Source organism: Carboxylicivirga marina, assembly GCF_016612505.1.
Classification (GTDB): Bacteria; Bacteroidota; Bacteroidia; order Bacteroidales; family Marinilabiliaceae; genus Carboxylicivirga; species Carboxylicivirga marina.
Genome location: NZ_JAENRR010000061.1, coordinates 1 through 20350, shown reverse-complemented (window position 1 = coordinate 20350; position 20350 = coordinate 1). Strand labels below are relative to the sequence as shown.

The following is a 20350-nucleotide window of genomic DNA, read 5'->3' as shown; positions in this document are numbered from 1 at the left end:
ACTTTTGAACATAGCTAAACATTGGTTGTGTATAATTAATGCAATTTTGCTTAAGGAAATATGTATTAATTATGAAAAACTTTTTTTGTCTCCTTCTGCTTTTTTGTACGCTTCAGATTCAAGCTCAGGAAAAGCCGCACATTATATTAATAATGACCGACCAGCAACGCGGTGATTGCCTGGGTAAAGAGAATGCACAAATATTTACCCCTAATATAGATAAGCTAGCCGATGATGGTGTTTGGTTTTCAAATGGGTATTCATCAGTTCCTAGTTGCACGCCTGCACGAGCTGGTTTATTAACTGGTATGTCGCCATGGAAACATGGTATGTTGGGGTATTACAAAGTAGCCGAAAAATACCCATATGAAATGCCACAAATCTTACGTGATAATGGTTATTATACCATTGGTATTGGCAAGATGCATTGGCACCCGCAGCGTAATCTTCATGGTTTTCATCAGACAATATTGGATGAAAGTGGCCGTGTGGAATCGCCTGATTTTGAAAGTGATTATCGAAAGTGGTTTAAAGAACAGGCTCCACAACTAAACCCGGATGCGACCGGAATTGGTTGGAATGAGCACCGTGCTTCTGCCTATGTTTTGGCTGAGAATTTACACCCAACTTATTGGACATCACAAACAGCTATTGATTTTTTAAAAGAGTACAAGGACGATAAACCTTTGTTTTTGAAAGTGAGCTTCGCCAGGCCACATAGTCCATACGATCCGCCAAAACGTTTCCTTGATTTGTACAAAGATACTGATATGCCAGCGCCATTTATGGGCGATTGGGCCAATGAATTTGCCCACTATCCTAAAGATAAAGATGCAGCTTTTGGCGATTATGGGGTGGCTCATGCGCTTAATTCTCGTCGTCACTATTATGCTGCAATTACATTTATCGATGAGCAAATTGGTCGTTTAGTTGATGAACTTAAGAGAAAAGGAATGTATGATAATGCCCTGATTTTGTTCGTGTCTGATCATGGTGATATGCTGGGCGATCATAACCACTGGCGAAAAACCTATGCTTACGAGGGCTCCACTCGTATTCCTTTTATTATGAAGTGGCCCAATTCTGACGATACTGGCCAAATTAGTAAAGTGGAACAACTTCATTGTGTTGAATTACGCGACATCCTGCCAACAATGCTTGATGTAGGAGGTATAAAGAAACCAAATGAAATGGATGGTCTTTCGATGATGAGCATTGTGAGGGGTGAAAAACAATGGCGAGAATATATTGATTTAGAGCATGCAACAACTTATGATTCCCATAACTACTGGTGTGCTTTAACAAATGGAAAAACGAAGTATGTCTGGTTTTTTAGAACCGGTGTTGAGCAGTTGTTTGATTTAGAAAAAGATGAAGGTGAAGAAGTCAATTTATTAACAGATGGTGATTATAAGAAGGAACTCAAATACTGGCGCACGAGAATGGTAAAACACCTCAAAGAGCGCGGCGAGCCTTATTTAAAGAGTGGGAAACTCAATACATTTGATAAAAACATTCTGATTAGTCCAAATTATCCACAATAAGCAAGTAGATTTGCGTTAAATATTTATTGCGGTGTTGCTTTGTTTGGTATCACCGCTTTTTTTATTTTTGAAGATTAATTACAGGCATATGTTTGTTAGTTATTAAAATGAGCCTGTTTTGTGATTGTATCAATCTGACTAATAATACATATGAAGTATTTCGTAATTGCCCTTGTTGGTGTTCTATTCGCTTTTCCCCCTGTTTTTCAGTTTGGAGCTGTTGCTCAAAGCAACATTCCCGAAGGAACTGAGAAAATTTTCATTGATGGAAAAGAGTATTATTTGCATAAAGTGCAACAAGGAGAAGGCCTTTATCGAATTAGTGTATCCTATGGGGTTTCTCAGAAAGAAATACTGGAAGTAAATCCATCTGCAGCTTTTGGCCTTAAACTTGGTCAGGTATTGAAGGTGCCGGTAATTAAAGGCCGTAATAGTACTGAAGCTCAGTTAAAATCAGAAGAGTATATTTATCATACCGTTGAAAAAGGACAAACAGCTTACTACATAGCTAAGCGATATCGGGTAGATTTACAGGATATATACGATAACAACCCGGGCAGTGATCAGCAATTGTTGCTGGGCGCTTTTATCAAAATTCCAAAGGATAAGGTACGACACATTAATTATACAATTAGTGATGATGGTTATTACGTGCACAAAGTGGAGCCCAAAGAAACATTATATGGTATTGCTAAAAAATACAGATTGGATATCAACGATATTCTGAAGTATAACGAAGGGCTTGAATCTGGTGTGTTAACTGCCGGTTCATTTATTAGAGTACCTGTTGATGTTATTGAAGAGCGCGATTTAGCACCAAAAGAAAAAGTGGGCGGTACCGATGATGCATTATATATCTATCACAAAATAAAGGAAGGAGAAACTCTCTACAGTATAGCTGAAAGTTATAATGCTAAGCCACACGATGTAATTATTGCCAATAAATCAATTAATGCCAATGATTTACCCAATGGTTATTTAGTTCGAATCCCTAAGGCAAGCATAAAGCATGGGAAAAAAGAAAATCCTTTTGAAGATGCGGTATTAAAAAACCACAAAATTAAAAAGCGTGAACAACTTTATGATGTAGCCGATAAATATGATATCCCTTCTGATATTATTGAAAAAGTAAATGCGTCAGCCGGCATTGACCTGGTAAAATGGAAAAAAGGCATGGTTATTAAAGTGCCTACAAAAAAATGGGTTGAGCAATATTACGAATCTGAATTACAAGTTAATTTAGAAGATTCAGAAGTGAATAAAAAAGGCGTATTGCCATTTGAAAAAATGGAGTGCGACTTGTATGATTATAGTTTAACACGTCCTTCAATAAAAGTTGCATTGATGTTGCCGTTTAATGTTGAAGCAACTCGTCGTATGAATTTTACAGAGGAGGAATTAAATGGTGAAATGATACAAACACCAAATGAAAATCGCCGCCTCTCGATGCGTTCGAAAGTGTTTGTGGAGTTTTATCAGGGAGTGTTATTAGCCTTAGAAACACTTAAGCAAGAGGGTGTCAATGTTGACTTGTTTGTGTATGATACAGCACCAGATAGTCTTAAGTTGAAAGAAATATTGAGTAAGCCTGAACTGGAACATGTCGACCTGATTATCGGACCTGCCTATTCTTCAAATCTGAAGTATGTATCAGATTTTTCGAAGCAACATGAAATACCTATGGTTTACCCTCTGTCAACACTGAACAAGCAAATGGATCATAATCCTTTATTGTTTCAGGCCAATCCTTCAGATACTTTGATGTTTGATATAATGGCTCGTCGGGTAATTCAAAGCTCTAGAGGTAATCGATTGGTGATGATTCGAACAGAAAACGAGGATAATGAGTTTGAACAACGCTTGAGCCAGTTGATACGCGACAAAGTTTATTGGGAGAGTTTTAAGAATGGAGAAGTGCCTGATTTTGTTGAGTATAAGTTTAAGCAAGATGATTTAGCAAGTCTGGAACGCATGTTGGATAAGAATAAAGAAAACACAGTACTTATTCCATCCATTGAAGAAGCGCAGGTAAACCGTATCGTTACAACTGTAAAAGGTGCTGCCGATAAAACAAAAGCCAATGTGACTTTATGGGGCTTGCCCGATTGGATGAAGTACAACACGATAAATCCGGAAGATATTCATCAGCTGAATGGTCGAATTTTTAGTTATTATGCGGTTGATTATAATGATTCAATAAATGATGAGCGAATTATGGCTTATCGTCATTGGTTTAAAACGGAGCCTATTGCTATTTCGCCGTTCTTCCAGGCAGCTTCGGCACAATCAAATATGAGTCGCTACAGTTTATGGGGACACGATGTGAGCTATTATTTTATATCAGCACTTCGCGATTATGGAACAAATTTTCCGCATTGCTTACTGCATCATAAACCGCATACAATACAGTCGAAATTGAACTTTTTGCGCGTATCAAATTGGGGTGGCTTTTATAATCATGGGCTTTTTGTTCTGAAATTCAGCCCTGATTTTAATTTAGAGATTGAAGAAGTACAATAGATTCAAAAAGAGATAGAAATACACTTAGCTGACGGCCTCTAGCTGTCAGCTTTTTTATGCTATCTTTGCACAAATTTTAATGCATGGTTTCGATTAATCAGTTAACCGTTGATTTCGGTGGTTTTAAACTCTTCGAAGAGATTTCATTTTTAATCAATAATAAAGATCGCATTGGTCTTATTGGTAAGAATGGTGCCGGAAAATCAACGCTGCTCAAAATAATTTCAGGTCATCAAGAACCAACATCTGGCACCGTAACGATGCCCAGAGGTTTAAAGGTTGGGTACTTGCCACAGCATATGAAATATGCCGATACAAGAACAGTTGTTGAAGAGGTAGAGTTGGCTTTTGCAGAGTTAAAAGGACTTGAAAAAAATATTGCTGACATTAATATGGAAGTGGCCGAGCGGAGCGATTATGAATCGGAATCGTATATGGCATTGCTTGATAAATTGAATGAACTTACCGAGCGTTTTAACTTATTGGGAGGTTCTAATCACGAGGCATTAATTGAAACAACGCTTAAAGGTTTAGGATTTGAGAGGAGCGACTTTGGGCGTAATACAGGTGAGTTTAGTGGCGGATGGCGAATGCGTATTGAACTAGCTAAAATACTGCTCGAACAACCGGATATCTTTTTACTCGATGAGCCAACCAACCACCTTGATATTGATTCGATTCAATGGCTCGAAGATTTCTTAAAAACGTATAGCGGAGCCGTTGTTTTAATCTCCCATGATAAAGCCTTTCTTGATAATATTACCAAGCGAAGTGTTGAAATTTCATTGGGTAGGATTTATGATTATAAGGCCAGTTACTCAAAGTTTATTGAGCTGCGAAAAGAACGCAGAGAACAACAGCTAAATGCCTTTGTCAATCAAAAAAAGAAGATAGAAGATACCGAGAAGTTCATTGAGCGATTCAGATATAAATCAACTAAAGCTGTGCAGGTGCAATCGCGCATAAAGCAGCTTGAGAAATTGGATCGTATCGAAGTTGATGAATTTGATAATTCATCACTTAATATCAAATTTCCACCTGCACCACGCTCAGGTACTGTTGTTGTAAAAGCCGATGAGCTTAGCAAAGCTTATGGTGATTTGTTGGTGCTTGATGAGGTAGATATTACCATTGAACGTGGTGAAAAAGTTGCATTCGTTGGGCGTAATGGAGAGGGTAAAACCACCATGGCGCGTATAATCATGAGTGAATTGGCTCACCAGGGTAAACTAACTTTGGGGCACAATGTGAAGATTGGCTATTTTGCTCAGGATCAAGCCGAGCGATTGGATGAAAGTCATACGGTTTTCGAAACCATTGACCTGGTAGCAGTTGGTGATATTCGCACTAAAGTGAGAGATTTACTGGGTGCTTTTATGTTTTCGGGTGAAGAAGTAGATAAGAAAGTATCAGTTTTGTCGGGAGGTGAACGTACGCGTTTGGCCATGGTCAAGCTATTGCTCGAGCCTGTTAATTTGCTAATTCTCGATGAGCCAACAAACCATTTGGATATGCGCTCTAAAGATATCTTAAAGCAGGCTTTGCGCGATTTTGATGGTACAGTTATACTGGTTTCGCACGATAGGGAATTCCTTGACGACTTGGTTGATAAGGTTTACGAATTCAGGCACAAAAAGATAAAAGAGCATATCGGAGGTATCTATGAATTTCTGGATAAGAAAAAGATGGAGAGTCTGAATGATTTAAATGCCTCAATTGCTACCAAAAAGAATGAATCGCTAAAAAAGGAAACTTCAAAAGGAAAGTTGTCTTTTGAAGAGCGAAAGGAATTGAATAAGAAGATAAAGAAAGCTGAGCGTTTGGTTGAACAGAGTGAATTAAATATTGCTCAGTTAGAAGAGAAGATAGAAGATTTAAATCAAAAAATAAGTCTACCCGAAAATGCTTCGGATACAAGCTTATTTACAAATTACAAAGAGGCTGAAACAAGCTTGGAAGCTGAGATGACTATCTGGGAAGAGGCTCAGGAAACATTAGAAAGCTTACTGCAACAAAAAGAAGATTTGGATTAGATACCGTCTACTAACCCCAAAAGAAACAAATAATTATTATGGCTAAGCAAGAGAAAGAACAACAAATGGTATTCGGTATACGTGCCGTACAAGAAGCGATAAGTGCAGGTAAAGAAATTGAAAAAGTAATGATTAAGAAAGGTCTGCAAGGTGCACTATTTCAAAGCTTTCTTGATCTTGTAAGGGAGCATAATATCCCTTTTCAGTTTGTACCAATTGAAAAGCTTAACAGGGTAACCCGTCAGAATCACCAGGGAGTTATTGCCATGATATCTCCTGTAACTTATCAGGATGTTGAGCAAATCATACCTACTTTGTTCGACGAAGGAAAAGAACCTTTTGTATTGGTGTTAGATCATATTACCGATGTGCGTAATTTTGGAGCCATTGCACGTACGGCCGAATGTGCAGGTGTTGATGCCATTATTATTCCTGAAACGGGTGCTGCTGCCGTAACTGCTGATGCCATGAAAACATCAGCAGGTGCTTTGCATACTATTCCGGTTTGTCGGGTTCGTAGCCTAATATCAACTGTTGAGTTTCTTCAGGGAAGTGGATTAAAAGTTGTTGCTGCCTCCGAAAAAGGGGCCATTAATTATAATGAGGCCAATTATCGTGGCCCGATTGCTTTGGTTATGGGAGCTGAAGACAGAGGTGTGAACCCTAAGATTTTAGCCGCCGCAGAAATCAAAAGTAAGATTCCTGTTATGGGCGAAATAGAATCATTAAATGTGTCGGTTGCTGCAGGTATTTTGATGTATGAAATTGTTAAAGTGCGACAAATTTAACAATTTGTAAACTTTGCATTAATGAATCTTAAATTTTAACATTTAGCGTTAATTTGATTTCAAACACCTGTCATTACTCAATGATAGGCAATTTTCTTACCTGATTTTAATCATGTAAAAAGTGCCTTTCATCCTGAAAAATTTGATTTTTGTCATATCTTTTCTAAATTCGACAAGTTTTGCGATGAGGAAAATCATATTTTTTAATCAAATGCAACGCTTATGATTCACAAGGAAAGAGTCCTAAAGGCACTAAACCACGAACAACCGGATCGAGTGCCATTTTTCTATTGGGACGTCCCCGAATTTGGTGCAAAGTTGATGGCGCACCTGGGGTTTCAGAATCGCGATCAATTATTGGAATATCTGGATGTTGACTTTCGTTGGGTTGAACCGGATTATGTAGGTAAAAATTTAGTGGGGAATGATGGTCTTACTAAGACCGATATATGGGGAGTTGGTTATTCAAGGGTTAAAAATGGTGACTTTGAGTTTTGGGAAGCCACCAAGTTTCCTCTAGAAGGACAAACAGAACCGGCCGCATTAGATGATTTTGAGTGGCCTACAACCGATTTGTTCGATTTTGATTCGTTGCCAAAGAAAATCGAAAAGTACAAGAATTATGCTGTAATGAGTGCGCCAGGTTATTCATCTCCTGGTTTATTTCGCATTATTCAACGCCTGCTTGGGCGCGATGCCTTTTTAGATGTTATCATGTATCACCCAAAGTTTTTTGATGCATTAACACAAAAGGTTAGTCATTTTTACCTCGATTTTATTTCGAAGTTTTTCGACAAATCGAATGGAGGCATTGACTTTATTCGTATTGCCGATGATTTTGGTTCGCAGTCGGGCCTATCCATTAGTAACGACATTTGGGAGCAGTACTGTAAACCAGCCATTGAGGCATTTGTAAAAATACCTAAATCACAAGGCGTTAAGTTTTACATGCATTCTTGCGGAGGAGTTCGTAAGTTGCTGCCTGAGTTTATTAGTTTAGGTGCTGATGTTTTAGATCCAATTCAGACCAGAGCAAATGGTATGGAACCTAATGGTTTGAAAGAAGATTTTGGTAATTACATTACCTTTTCGGGTGCATTAGATGAGGAGTTATTATTGCGCCAGGGAACACCACAACAAGTTAAAGACGGAGTTAAGAAACTATTAGATTCAATGGCTCCTGGTGGAGGTTTTATTTTGGGACCTTCGCACAAATTGAAAGTAGAAACGCCTGTAGAGAATGTGGTGGCTATGTATGAAGCTGCCAAAGAATGGAAGTATTAGTTATTGAATAATCGCATTACTTTAAGCCTTGTTTCATGAGTGGTGAAACAAGGCTTTTTTTTGTGCTTCATGATGAAATGAGCGAGTAGGCAGATTATCAGCAAACGGTTTGAATCCTTACTTTAAACTTTATGTTTCCATCTTAATGGCATTATTACTATCTTTGCAGCCGCTAATTCATTATCCTTTTATGATTGCCTTATAAGCAATTAAATCCCCACTTTTTGGAATAAGCTGAGTTTTAAAGTTTATATCAAACTCAGATTAATCTAGTTGCATTACTAATGTGATGTGCTATTGTGCTGTAAATAATTTAAAAATCTATACATGACATTTATTAAAGAACTGATTTACGGTTCAAGTATCAAAAATGAAATTTTATCGGGTATAACCGTTGCTATTGCTTTGGTGCCCGAAGCCATTGCCTTCTCATTTATAGCTGGCGTAGATCCGCTTATTGGCCTTTATGCTGCCTGTATAATGGGTTTCTTTACTTCTTTATTAGGAGGACGTCCGGGAATGATTTCAGGAGCTACCGGAGCTATTGCTGTTGTGGTTGCTGCTACAGTGCAAACATACGGAGAAGCTTATTTGTACCCGACCATTATATTAGGAGGTTTAATTCAGATGGCTGTTGGTGCGCTTCGTTTAGGTAAGTTTATTCGATTGGTACCGCATTCGGTAATGCTTGGATTTGTTAATGGTTTAGCCATTGTGATTTTTATGGCGCAATTTCCAATGTTTGGAAGTGATGCTTCTGGTGTATTTGCCTGCTATAGCGGAACAAAACTTTTTACCATATCTGCATTGGTAGCATTAACCATTGTTATTATGGTTGTACTTCCTCGATTTACAAAAGCCATTCCATCTGCCTTGGTTGCTATTTTAGTTATTGCCGGCTTATCATTTGTGCCAGGTATCGAAACGCCTACTGTTTTTAACCTTTTGAAAGGAAAGTCGATGCAGGGAGGTTTACCCTCTGTTTTTACTGATTATCCTGCTGATTTGTTTAGTATGGCAACTCTAAAAATCATTTTGCTTCCAGCCATTAGCGTGGCGGGTGTTGGTTTGATTGAGAGCTTACTTACATTAACCATTATTGATGAGCGTACTGATACACGTGGTAGTGGTAATCGTGAAAGTTTAGCACAGGGTGTAGCCAACTGTATTTCCGGTGCGTTTGGTAGCATGGGTGGTTGTGCCATGATTGGACAGAGTATGATCAATATTAACTCAGGCGCTCGCGGACGTTTGTCGGGCTTAGTAGCAGCTATTACCTTGTTAATGTTCATCATGTTCTTATCGCCTGTTATTGAGATGATACCCGTTGCAGCACTTATTGGTGTGATGTTTATGGTGGCATATGGCACATTTGAATGGTCAAGTATCAAAAATATCAAGAAAACACCAAAGGATGACTTTTTGATTATGATTATTGTAGCTGTGGTAACTGTTGTATTCCATAATCTGGCATTGGCAGTAGCTATCGGAGTTGTATTATCAGCCCTGGCTTTTGCCTGGGATCACGCAACCGGCATTCATGCTCGCATAAGAAAAGATGAAAACGGCATTAAGCACTATGATATTCACGGGCCATTGTTCTTTGGTTCTACAACAGCATTTGGTGAAATATTTGACGCCAAAAGCGATGAGGACAAAGTAATTATTGACTTTGAAAGTAGCCGAGTGGTTGATCAAAGTGGGATAGAAGCTATCAGAAAGTTAAATGATAAGTATCAGGAAGTGGGTAAAGAAATTTCGTTTGTGAATCTTTCGAAAGGATGTAAAGATATTCTGGCAACCGCTAAAATTGATATATCTATTGACCCGGATAAACGCAAGTTTATGGTGGTTTATGATGCTTAATTAAGAAAGATAATGGACATAAAATAGCCGGTGGAATGATACTTCACCGGCTATTTTACATTTATATCTAATAGATGACTAAGGCAATACTATGGTCTTGGCCGTGTTGCTTCCATTTGTGATAGAATTGTGACAGGGCACATATAAACCTCTGATTTAAAATTCTTGTACTCCTCACAGGCATCAGAATCGTGTAATACATACGATGCCCAATGGTATAATTGCTGGCCAAAACCTGCTGCAATGGTTAAGCTATCGGTATAATGCTCAACCTTCTTTTTACCCTTATGCGATAAATACTGAAAGCCGCGCTCCATTACACCGCTTACCTTTCGACTTTCGTAATCGCGAATGTGCATTAGTTCATGAGCAAATAGGCCTACACGTGCTTCTGACGGAACATCCTTTAAGTGCACGCCTTTAAACGATTCATTTTTATTAACTAAGATCACGTAGCGTCGGTTCTTTTTACCCAGGAGCAGGGAGAAAAAATGTGGCCGAGCTGCCATTGTAGTTTTTAGTTTCTTGTTTTTAATCTTGATTTTGCAATTGTGTAAATCGGCAAATTCCTGATAGGGAATCATAAAATCATTCAGGTAGCTACTGTTAAAGCTTGTATCAACTTTAAGGTTGCCAACTTTATTGTAGCGCTTTATTTTTTGGTCGACAGCATTTTGAGCTGTTACCATTGATGAGATAACTAAACCTGTAACTAACCCAACCCAATCTTTCAACACCATATCCTACAAGTTTTTAGTATGTATTTATGTAATTCGATGCCGAAATGTTACAAAAGTGATGTTAAAAAATGTGAATGGCATTACAGTGTAGATTATTGTACTTAACAATAAGGCTATAGGTGAAATGAAGAGTCATTGTAGAACAGTTTTTGTTATAATTGCGATATGTAAATGATATAATGTGATTTTGTTTTGCGTATTGTGCAGATTATTAGTGGTTTATCTTGTATGTGTATTGGAGTGATTTGTCACGCGTGGCAAAACATAAAGGCATGCATGAAAAATGATAATACAGCCGGGAAAAATAAAAAAGTCTCCTAATGAAATATTAAGAGACTTGTGTTATGATTAATATCGTGCGATGTGTTAAATAGAAAATTTAACTCATTTGCATCGAATGTAGCTTGTTGTAAATGCCATCTTTCTCAATTAATTCATCATGCGTACCGGTTTCAACAATCTGGCCTTCGTTAAAAACACATATCAAATCGGCATTACGTACGGTTGATAAGCGGTGGGCAATAACCAAGGAAGTACGGTTTTTCATCAGATTCTCTAAGGCATCCTGAACAAGGCGTTCCGATTCAGTATCGAGAGCCGATGTTGCTTCATCTAAAATGAGAATAGGAGGGTTTTTAAGAATAGCTCGGGCAATACTAATTCGCTGACGTTGACCACCAGACAGTTTACTTCCTCTATCACCAATTATGGTTTGATATCCGTGTTCACTGGCTGTAATAAAGTCGTGTGCATTGGCTACTTTAGCGGCATTAATAACGGCTTCTTCAGTGGCATTCTCTACTCCGAAAGTAATATTGTTGTAAATAGAATCATTGAATAAGATAGCTTCCTGATTGACATTGCCCATTAACTCACGCAAGTCATACAGCTTTAAATCTTTAATGTTAACACCATCGATATAAATACCACCGCCCTGAACATCATAGAAGCGAGGTAATAGATCTACAAATGTTGTTTTACCGCTACCTGACTGACCAACCAATGCTACTGTTTTGCCTTGTGGGATGGTCAGGCTTACATCCTTCAGTACCTTGACATCTTCGTAGGCGAAGGTAATATTACGGTATTCAACTTCTTTATTAAACGCTTTGATTTGCTCGGAGCCATCATGCTCCTTAATATCCAGGTCGGCATCTAATATATGCTCTATGCGTTCATATGCCGCCATACCTTTTTGTATGCTGTAAGCTGCTTGTGAAAAGGCTTTCGCCGGATTGATAATCTGGTAGAACATTCCAAGATACATTAAGAATGTTGCCATGTTCAGACTGGAATCTTCTTTAAGAATTAACGAACCGCCGTACCAAATAATAATAACAAAAACGATAGTGCCCAGAAATTCACTCGTAGGGTGTGCCAGGTGTCTTCGTCTTTGTAACTTATTCATCGTTCTTCTGTAGCTTTCTACATCTACGCTAAAGCGCGATTCCATTCGCCTTTCGGCATTAAAGGCTTTTATTATTCGTAAACCAGACAGTGTTTCTTCGATAATACCGAGAATTTGTCCAAGCTTTGTTTGACCTTCACGTGAGGTTTTTTTCAAGCTTTTACCAATTCGCCCGATAATAAATCCGGCGATAGGAAGCACTACAAAAACAAAGAATGTCAGTTCAATACTTACCAAAAACATAGAAGTTAAGACAACTATAATGATGATTGGATTTTTCAGAAACATATCCAATGACGACATCACTGAAATTTCAACTTCCTGAACATCAGCAGTTGAACGTGCCATCATATCTCCCTTTTTCTCATTGCTATAGAAGCCAAGGGGTAGTTGTATCATCTTGTTGTATATGGCTTTTCTGATATCACGTGTTACTCCATTTCGTATTCCTGTAATTGTATAGGAGGCCAAATAGGTGAAGCCAGTTTTTAGCATGGTAGCAACAATTCCAAAGAAACCTAAATAAAGTAAAGTGGTTCCGGCGCCATGTTTGGTTTTTATAATAGTGATGTAATAGTAGATATTATGGAACAAGGCATCTTTATCAAATGCCCATTCAACCAATGATGTGACTTCTTTATCATCTTCGAGTATAACCTCAAGCATTGGTATCATCGCTGCCATTGAGAAAACGATAAATAATGCAGCTAGTAGATTAAAAAGAAATGTTAATGCTAATTTGGCTTTGTAAGGAGGCAGATAAATGCGCAGTACTCTAAAAAAGTCTTTCATTATTGATTATTGTGTTTAATGTCAATATGACAGTTGATCACCGTTATACACGTAGGTCAATCTTCTTGCCAAAATGCAAAACGGGCAGTAAAAGTATGCTTTTACCGCCCGAATCACAAGAAGTGTCTTGTTATTATATCTTAAAAACGCCGGTGTATGAGTGAGGTGTTAATGCTCTCATCTCTTCTTTAACCTCTTCTGAAACATTTAGTGTTTCAATAAAGGCTGCCATTGTTTTAGCATTGATTTCTTCATTGGTACGCGTTAATTCTTTTAATGCCTCGTAAGGATTTGGATAGCCCTCACGACGAAGAATTGTTTGAATACCCTCAGCTACAACCGCCCAGTTATCTTCAAGGTCTCTTACAATGGCCTTTTCGTTTAGTAGTAATTTACCTAAACCTTTGGCTAAAGAGCGAATAGAAATAACAGAGTGCGCAATGGGTACGCCGATGTTACGCAATACAGTTGAGTCAGTTAAATCGCGCTGTAAACGTGAAACCGGTAGTTTCTCGGCTAAGTGCGAGAATATTGAGTTGGCAATACCTAAGTTACCTTCAGCGTTTTCAAAGTCAATCGGGTTTACTTTATGTGGCATCGCGCTTGAACCAACTTCGCCTTTCTTAATTTTCTGCTTAAAGTACTCCATCATAATGTAAGTCCAGAAGTCGCGAGATAAATCCAATAAAATAACATTGATACGTTTGAAATTGTCAAACGAAGCAGCCATGTTATCGTAATTAGAAATCTGTGTAGTTACCTGCTCACGGTCTAACTTAAGGATGTTATTAACGAAGTTGTTGCCAAAATCAACCCAGTTAATTTCTGGATATGCAGCATTGTGCGCATTAAAGTTACCAGTAGCTCCACCAAATTTAGCTGAACAAGGAATTCCTTTTAATAATGCTAGTTGCTTGTTCAAACGCTCAACGTAAACTTTCATTTCTTTTCCTAAGCGAGTAGGAGAGGCTGGCTGGCCGTGTGTTTTTGCTAACATCGGAATGTCTTTCCAATCTGTAGCTAACTGGTCAAGTGTTTGAATGAGCTCTTCCAATAAAGGATAATACACATCGTGCACTGCATCGCGCAACGAATAAGGTACAGCTGTATTATTGATGTCTTGAGATGTTAAACCAAAGTGGATAAACTCTTTGTATTTATCCAGTTTTAAATCATCAAACTTCTCTTTAATGAAATATTCAACCGCTTTCACATCATGATTAGTTACCGACTCGATTTCTTTCACGCGGTCAGCATCTTCCAGTTCAAAGTTTTTGTACACCTTACGTAAGTCTTCGTAAAGCGCTTTGTCAAAGTCGGCCAATTGTGGTAATGGCTGCTCGCAAAGAGCAATAAAGTACTCTATTTCAACAAGTACACGGTAGCGAATTAAAGCGTATTCTGAAAAATACAAAGCTAATCCATCTACTTTGTTTCTGTATCGCCCGTCCACCGGCGATATGGCAGTCAATAATTGAATATCCATCATTTTTTCTATTTGATTTTTTGGCAGCACAAAAGTAGTAAAATTTTACGCGAAAAGCTTAATTTTGACCGCTTATGATTTAGGTAGGAATGATGAATTTTTAATCGATACAGGCTCAATTCCTGTCTGGAAACAATAACTTTTGGGAAATGAATTATCGTCAAGGCTTTCAACTGGGAATAAAAACATATTCAAAAGCAACTTCATTTATGTTTCGAAACAAACTGGGATGGTATTTTATATTTCCGGTATTGTTTAATATTCTGCTTTTTGTGGCTGGCTTTTATTCCGTAACATCCTTAAGTGATGGTGTTATCACCTCCTTAAACGAATGGATGAATATCGAGAGTTGGGATTTTTGGGGTTCAGGCTTCGTTGTTACCCTTATTAAAGGGTTTATCTGGATAGTGTTAAGGTTATTGTTTTTCATTATTTATGCCTATATCGGCGGATACATTATTCTGATTATGATGTCGCCAGTTTTTGCGTTCCTATCCGAAAAAACAGAAGAAATATTAAGCGGAAAGTCTTTACCATTCAATTTTTCACAATTCGCACGTGATATCTTACGTGGTGTGCTTCTGGCTATTCGAAATTTATCAGTCGAGATGTTTTTTACGGTACTGTTATTCATTCTTAGTTTTATCCCTATTATTGGTTATCTGACACCCATAGCTCTGTTTTTAGTCTCCGCCTATTTTTATGGCTTTTCATTTTTAGATTACACTTTTGAGCGACGTCGATTTAAAATTAATGCAAGTGTAAGGTTTATGCGCAACAATAAAGGACTGGCAATTGGGAATGGTTTTGTATTTTCGTTGGTATTGTTGATTCCTTATATTGGTGTGATGCTGGCAGGGTTTATAGCTGTTGTATCGGTGGTGGCAGCGACCATGGCAGCTTATGAAATCATTGAAAAGAATAAGGCAATAGTCTGATAAATATGGGTTGAAACAATGATATAATTCACCATTATAGGTGATTTTATTGTCAATTATCCTGTCTAGCTTTGTGTGGTAATTATCGTATATAAACCACCATAATAAAGAAGGATGATATCTAAAAACATTGCTATTCTCGGGGGCGGAAATTTAGGCTCTTCGATTGCAAAGGGATTGGTTAAAAGTGGCTTGATGACACCAGAGCAGATAACCATTACTAACCTCGAACTTGAATTAATTCAACATTTAAAAGATGAGGATGGGTTTAACATTACAACTGATAATGTTTCGGCCATTGAAGGTGCTGAAATTGTGATTGTAGCAGTTAAGCCAACAGCTGCTATGGCACTTTTGAATCAGGTTAAAGAGGTGCTCACCTCAGGCAATCATGTACTTATTTCAGTCATCTCGGGTGTTAAGATTCATGATTTAGAAGAGGTGCTTGGCAATATGCCTATTATCAGAGTGATGCCTAATACCGCCATTGCCATTCAAGAATCAATGACGGCTCTGTCTTTTAATGAGAAAGGTTTAGAGTATAAAAATGAAGTGGTGAATATTTTTGACCAGCTTGGTTCTACAATGGTGATTCCTGAGGCTCAGATGCCGGCAGCTACTGTGCTTGCATCCTGTGGTATTGCATTTGCTTTACGTTTCTTAAGGGCAGCGTCGCAAGGAGGTATCGAAATAGGTTTTTCATCAAAACTTTCGCAAGAGATTGCGGCTCAAATTATGAAAGGGGCATCTAAACTTATTATTGAGAATAACTCGCACCCAGAACCTGAAATTGATAAAGTGACCACCCCACTTGGAGTCACCATTAAATCATTGAATAAGATGGAGTATGAAGGATTTAGTTCTTCACTAATATCCGGTGTTGTTGCAGGTTATAATAAAATTCTTGAAACAGAATCATAATAAAATAAGCCACCTCATAGCAGTATGAGGTGGCTTATCAAACCAAAACTTTATTCAAACTATTAAAAAAAACTATTCAGTAACTGTTTCTCTACGAGGGCATGCAGGTAGTTTTACCTCTTGCTCACTACCTTCGTAGTAATATTCCAGACAATCTTTAGGGTCGCAACAGGTATGACAAACGCGCTTATACGCTGCATAACTGTTTAGCTCAACGCCCGTTGATAAGAAATCATCTTTAACTGGCTCTTCATTCATTAGGTCTGTGCTTAAGTATTTCTTATTGTCGTCGGCAAAAACCGTAACAACGACTGCGTCAGGGCCTAATTCTTCTTGAATTTTAAGTGCTCCAAGAAAGTTAGCTCCACTTGAAATACCAACGCCTAAACCAAGCTCAGCGCTTAGTTTTTGCGCCATGATAATAGCATCTCCATCATCAACACTTACAATTTCATCTAACTCATCTAGTTTCACAATTGAAGGAATAAATTCATCAGAAATTCCTTGGATTCTATGCTTGCCAACTTTGTAACCTGTTGTCATTGTTGGTGAGTTAGAAGGTTCAAGTGGGTGAATTTTTACTCCTGGAATTCTTTCTTTTAGGTATTGGCCCACGCCCATAACGGTACCACCAGTACCTACGCCTGACACAAAAGCATCAGGTATTAGTGAGCGAAATTTTAACTGCCAAAATAATTCAGGACCTGTGGATGTATAATGGGCCTCGCAGTTATCGTAGTTAGAAAACTGTCGAGGTAAAAAAGTATTTTCATTGTCGGCAGCCAACTGGTTAGCCATTTCAATACTCCCAAGGAAGCCACCTTCCTCAGGTGTGACTAATCGTATGTTGGCTCCAAAGCTTTTAATCAGGTTTTTTCGCTCCTGACTCATCCAGTTTGGCATAAATATGGTTACAGGGTGCCCCATAGCTTTACCAACTCCTGAAAAGGCAATACCAGTATTTCCACTGGTTGCTTCAATTATTCTATCACCTTCTTTTAAATCTCCACCTTCGTAGGCTTTGCTTAAGATGTGATAAGCCATTCTATCTTTAATACTACCAGTTAGGTTTAAAAACTCTGCTTTTGCATAAATTTTACGTGTGGTGCCTTTGTACTCAAATTCAATTGCCAAAAGCGGAGTATTTCCTATAAGGGTGGATAGCCCTTGCATTCGTTTGCATTGCTTTTCATTCATGGTATACGAAATTAAATAAAGATAGAGCTTATAATTTGTAACTTACTCTTAAGACACTTATACAAGCATTTAGGGTGACAATGTTACATTATTTATTGATGCAATACTTATGATTTTTCGCACGCCAAATTGATGATAAATATGTAAGTATCTATATATGAGATATTTTATCTTAACTAAATAAAAAGGCTCAATTGATTTTTTTTCAATTGAGCCTTTTTTAGCATCAAAAATGCCTTTAATTCATTCTATGCTTGTTCTTTCTTCGCATTTGATGTTTGTCAAACCAAATTTTTTGCTCATCACTAAGTTTGCTCCTTAGTTGCAGCTTTTGGTTTGATTTTAATTTTTCAATTTCTAGCTTAATGGCTGCTTGTTTATCAATGTTTTTATCAACCTGTTTCAGGTCAATGGTTTTTCCATAAGTTAGAGTTTTGAATTGTGCCTTTAGTTCGTTCAGTTGATTGTTTAAAGGTTGCTGTTGCTTCATAAGCTCAGTATGTGATGCCTTTAATTCAGCTCTTAACTCATCCGAAATCATGTTTTGTCCACCTCTATTCATCTCTTTGCGTGGTTTACCTTTCGATTGCCCTTTTCTTTGGCCTCCATGCCTGGCTTTCATCTGTTTTGCATTAGCCATTTTACAATCTCTAATATTGTGCATTCTGCCTTTACCATGGCCTCTCATTTGAGACTTCCCTCGATTTTGCTCAAATGCGATTAATTGCTCATCTGTAAAGAAGGCTTTCATCGATTGTTTATGTCTGACTTGTTTTTTTGCCATACTGCTTTTAACTTGATTGATTTCAGCTAATAGCTTATTGAGTCCTTTTTCGTCAATTGGTTCTATTGTCTGCAGTGTTCTTTTTTTGGCCATGAGCTCGCCTAACTGGTTTCTGTTGATCTGAGTTTCTTTATAGAACTTTACTCTTTCGGCTTTGAGGTTTTCTTGCTGTTCTTCACTTAAATCATCAAGTAGGCAGAATGTACCCTTCATACCCTTTTCGTTACACTGTTTTTTTTGTTGCATTCGTTGGGCTGTTACGGAAGTTAAAGCCATTACTAATGCGATTACTGTTAATAAATATCTGCTTTTCATCGTTTTATGTGTTTTTTTGATTAAACATATGGATATACGTATCAAATTATAGCAAGCGCGCATTTGCTAAGTGGCATGTTATTAGTATGTTGAGTTGTTAGTATTTGTGGCGTTGACCGCGGAAACGTTTCCTGTGGTCACTGTCAATTAGTTTAGAGCGAAACATTTTGTCTATAGCTTTTCTTTGCTCATCAGTTTCGCCAATGCTTCTTAAATTTCTAAAGTGGTAATAGTTCTCTCTTTCTACCGCAACTTGTTTTTCTGCCAGTTTGTTAAATAGGCGTATAACAGTTGTACTATCCGGATTGTCGCTAAATGTTTCGTTTAATAATAGGTGCCGCAGGCTATCTATTTCGGATTGATGCTTATCCATTTCTTGCGAATGACCTTTCCATAACTGATACATACTGTCGAACTGTGCATCTTTTATTCCTGCATTTTTCTTAAAGTGATCGCGCATTTTAAGGCGCCTCTCATCTTTATTGTAGTCTCGTTTATTGCGCTCACTTTTCTTATCGTCAAAAGACCAAACTCCCAGTAATACAACATTACCGAGCAAGAACAAGCCTAATGTAATCCAGCATATTTTGCAAGTTATCTTCATGTTATTCAGTTGTTTGGTGGTTAGCTAAGAACAAGTCGTCATTGTTATAGTCGTACCAATTGGTTGGTGAATTGGATTCATAAAGAGATGTCCATTCATTATCAGCGTTTTCACTTGTGCTGGCTGATGAAAGAAAAACAAAGACATTGGTGATAAATATGATAAGGGCACACGCGGCAGCCAATTGAAATCCTAACTTTATATATTTACTCTGAGGTTTAATTTGCTTTTGCGTATCTATCTGAGCCATCACCTTATCGACAAAATCAATTGATGGTTCATAATTATCAACCGATGTTTGGCGAAGCATCTGGTCAATATCTACGATATGTTTTTTATTATTTCTCATAACACACTCACTTACTTTAATATGACGATAAATGAATTCTTTTCCTGCGCTTTAAAAGATTTCTTCTTTTTGGTTTATTAGTAATTCTTTTAATTTTCGCTTGGCTCTAACTAAAAGTGACTCAACAGAAGATACAGTGGTATTCATTGTGTCAGCTACTTCTTGTTGTTTCAGTTCTTTTATTTGCGAAAGGAGCAATGCTTCTTTTTGTCGATAAGGAAGTTTATCGATGGCTTGGTATAGCACTTTCTTTCGTTCTTCCTCTTCTATTGAATCACTGGCCATTTGTTTGTTTGAAATGTTAAGTCTTTCAATTTCTGATTTTTCCATCGGATTAACCTTGCCACTTCCCCTCTTTTGACGCTTCGATTGTCTGATAAAATCCAACGATTTGTTAACCGACAAGCGATAAAGCCATGTGGAAATCGATGATTCGCTACGAAAATTCTTAATTGAGCGATACATTTCAATAAACACTTCCTGTGCGATGTCTTCAGCATCAGTTGTGTTACCAACATATGATAAACAAATGTGTATTACTTTTTTATGGTTATATTCTACCAATTGTCTAAAGGCAGATGTATCACCATTTGTAATTCTTTCTAAAAGTAATTTCTCGTTTATCATTTAAATCAATCTACACACTATTGACGACAGAAAAAAAACATTCCTGCTGTTGTTCAATAAATAAATCACTAGTGTCTGGTAAAAAGTCACCGGGCAGTACATTTTGAAGAACCACCCGGTATGTCTACTTTTAGTTTACCACAACAAAAAAGTA

General features: G+C 37.7%; 16 protein-coding genes. 8 read left to right on the top strand and 8 right to left on the bottom strand.

The window, feature by feature from the left end; genetic code table 11:
* The first annotated feature begins 71 nt into the window (after positions 1-71).
* The 6 genes from JIV24_RS18290 (at position 72) to JIV24_RS18265 (ending at position 10035) form a co-directional block, all read left to right on the top strand.
* Positions 72-1544 (top strand): arylsulfatase, encoded by a 1473-nt coding sequence (locus tag JIV24_RS18290; protein WP_234445875.1) that lies wholly within the window; start codon positions 72-74, stop codon positions 1542-1544.
* Positions 1545-1694: 150 nt separating this feature from the next.
* Positions 1695-4064, top strand: a complete 2370-nt coding sequence (locus tag JIV24_RS18285; RefSeq protein WP_200466524.1) for a LysM peptidoglycan-binding domain-containing protein — start codon at positions 1695-1697, stop codon at positions 4062-4064.
* Between the two features lie 83 nt (positions 4065-4147).
* Positions 4148-6097: a ribosomal protection-like ABC-F family protein gene (abc-f, locus tag JIV24_RS18280; protein WP_200466523.1), complete on the top strand. Its 1950-nt coding sequence runs from the start codon at positions 4148-4150 to the stop codon at positions 6095-6097.
* Positions 6098-6135: 38 nt separating this feature from the next.
* Positions 6136-6885 (top strand): 23S rRNA (guanosine(2251)-2'-O)-methyltransferase RlmB, encoded by a 750-nt coding sequence (gene rlmB, locus JIV24_RS18275; RefSeq protein WP_200466522.1) that lies wholly within the window; start codon positions 6136-6138, stop codon positions 6883-6885.
* Positions 6886-7107: 222 nt separating this feature from the next.
* Positions 7108-8169, top strand: a complete 1062-nt coding sequence (locus tag JIV24_RS18270) for a uroporphyrinogen decarboxylase family protein (protein WP_200466521.1) — start codon at positions 7108-7110, stop codon at positions 8167-8169.
* Between the two features lie 327 nt (positions 8170-8496).
* Positions 8497-10035, top strand: a complete 1539-nt coding sequence (locus tag JIV24_RS18265) for a SulP family inorganic anion transporter (protein WP_200466520.1) — start codon at positions 8497-8499, stop codon at positions 10033-10035.
* 89 nt (positions 10036-10124) lie between these two features.
* Here JIV24_RS18265 and JIV24_RS18260 read toward each other — a convergent pair whose 3' ends face one another.
* The 3 genes from JIV24_RS18260 to purB form a co-directional block, all read right to left on the bottom strand.
* Positions 10125-10775 carry a hypothetical protein gene (locus JIV24_RS18260; RefSeq protein WP_200466519.1) on the bottom strand — a complete coding sequence of 217 codons (651 nt, stop codon included), beginning with the start codon at positions 10773-10775 and terminating at the stop codon, positions 10125-10127.
* A gap of 379 nt (positions 10776-11154) precedes the next feature.
* Positions 11155-12975 (bottom strand): ABC transporter ATP-binding protein, encoded by a 1821-nt coding sequence (locus JIV24_RS18255; RefSeq protein WP_200466518.1) that lies wholly within the window; start codon positions 12973-12975, stop codon positions 11155-11157.
* A 133-nt stretch (positions 12976-13108) separates the two neighbouring features.
* Positions 13109-14461 (bottom strand): adenylosuccinate lyase, encoded by a 1353-nt coding sequence (gene purB, locus JIV24_RS18250; protein WP_234445874.1) that lies wholly within the window; start codon positions 14459-14461, stop codon positions 13109-13111.
* 149 nt (positions 14462-14610) lie between these two features.
* On the opposite strand from purB, the gene JIV24_RS18245 reads away from it, so the two are divergent.
* Both JIV24_RS18245 and proC read left to right on the top strand, forming a co-directional pair.
* On the top strand, positions 14611-15399 hold the full coding sequence (locus tag JIV24_RS18245) for an EI24 domain-containing protein (protein ID WP_200466516.1): 789 nt from the start codon (positions 14611-14613) through the stop codon (positions 15397-15399).
* 114 nt (positions 15400-15513) lie between these two features.
* The gene (gene proC, locus JIV24_RS18240; RefSeq protein ID WP_200466515.1) at positions 15514-16320 is read left to right on the top strand and encodes a pyrroline-5-carboxylate reductase; all 807 of its coding nucleotides are present in this window, start codon (positions 15514-15516) and stop codon (positions 16318-16320) included.
* 72 nt (positions 16321-16392) lie between these two features.
* Here the strand turns inward: proC and JIV24_RS18235 are convergent, their stop codons facing one another.
* The 5 genes from JIV24_RS18235 to JIV24_RS18215 form a co-directional block, all read right to left on the bottom strand.
* Entirely contained in the window at positions 16393-17517 is a 1125-nt protein-coding gene (locus tag JIV24_RS18235; protein ID WP_200466514.1) for a PLP-dependent cysteine synthase family protein, read from the bottom strand.
* Between the two features lie 238 nt (positions 17518-17755).
* Positions 17756-18616 (bottom strand): hypothetical protein, encoded by an 861-nt coding sequence (locus JIV24_RS18230; protein ID WP_200466513.1) that lies wholly within the window; start codon positions 18614-18616, stop codon positions 17756-17758.
* 97 nt (positions 18617-18713) lie between these two features.
* Positions 18714-19220: a hypothetical protein gene (locus JIV24_RS18225; protein WP_200466512.1), complete on the bottom strand. Its 507-nt coding sequence runs from the start codon at positions 19218-19220 to the stop codon at positions 18714-18716.
* A gap of 1 nt (position 19221) precedes the next feature.
* Positions 19222-19569, bottom strand: coding sequence for a hypothetical protein (locus tag JIV24_RS18220; protein WP_200466511.1), 348 nt, complete (start codon positions 19567-19569; stop codon positions 19222-19224).
* Positions 19570-19620: 51 nt separating this feature from the next.
* On the bottom strand, positions 19621-20196 hold the full coding sequence (locus JIV24_RS18215; RefSeq protein WP_200466510.1) for an RNA polymerase sigma factor: 576 nt from the start codon (positions 20194-20196) through the stop codon (positions 19621-19623).
* Between the last annotated feature and the right edge of the window lie 154 nt (positions 20197-20350).

Bases quoted from the DNA above. Each gene is read 5' to 3' on its own strand.
- JIV24_RS18260 (WP_200466519.1), bottom strand. From the start codon at position 10,775: ATGGTGTTGAAAGATTGGGTTGGGTTAGTTACAGGTTTAGTTATCTCA.
- JIV24_RS18270 (WP_200466521.1), top strand. From the start codon at position 7,108: ATGATTCACAAGGAAAGAGTCCTAAAGGCACTAAACCACGAACAACCG.
- proC (WP_200466515.1), top strand. From the start codon at position 15,514: ATGATATCTAAAAACATTGCTATTCTCGGGGGCGGAAATTTAGGCTCT.
- rlmB (WP_200466522.1), top strand. From the start codon at position 6,136: ATGGCTAAGCAAGAGAAAGAACAACAAATGGTATTCGGTATACGTGCC.
- purB (WP_234445874.1), bottom strand. From the start codon at position 14,461: ATGGATATTCAATTATTGACTGCCATATCGCCGGTGGACGGGCGATAC.
- JIV24_RS18245 (WP_200466516.1), top strand. From the start codon at position 14,611: ATGAATTATCGTCAAGGCTTTCAACTGGGAATAAAAACATATTCAAAA.
- JIV24_RS18215 (WP_200466510.1), bottom strand. From the start codon at position 20,196: ATGATAAACGAGAAATTACTTTTAGAAAGAATTACAAATGGTGATACA.
- JIV24_RS18225 (WP_200466512.1), bottom strand. From the start codon at position 19,220: ATGAAGATAACTTGCAAAATATGCTGGATTACATTAGGCTTGTTCTTG.
- JIV24_RS18235 (WP_200466514.1), bottom strand. From the start codon at position 17,517: ATGAATGAAAAGCAATGCAAACGAATGCAAGGGCTATCCACCCTTATA.
- JIV24_RS18290 (WP_234445875.1), top strand. From the start codon at position 72: ATGAAAAACTTTTTTTGTCTCCTTCTGCTTTTTTGTACGCTTCAGATT.
- abc-f (WP_200466523.1), top strand. From the start codon at position 4,148: ATGGTTTCGATTAATCAGTTAACCGTTGATTTCGGTGGTTTTAAACTC.
- JIV24_RS18220 (WP_200466511.1), bottom strand. From the start codon at position 19,569: ATGAGAAATAATAAAAAACATATCGTAGATATTGACCAGATGCTTCGC.
- JIV24_RS18255 (WP_200466518.1), bottom strand. From the start codon at position 12,975: ATGAAAGACTTTTTTAGAGTACTGCGCATTTATCTGCCTCCTTACAAA.
- JIV24_RS18285 (WP_200466524.1), top strand. From the start codon at position 1,695: ATGAAGTATTTCGTAATTGCCCTTGTTGGTGTTCTATTCGCTTTTCCC.
- JIV24_RS18230 (WP_200466513.1), bottom strand. From the start codon at position 18,616: ATGAAAAGCAGATATTTATTAACAGTAATCGCATTAGTAATGGCTTTA.
- JIV24_RS18265 (WP_200466520.1), top strand. From the start codon at position 8,497: ATGACATTTATTAAAGAACTGATTTACGGTTCAAGTATCAAAAATGAA.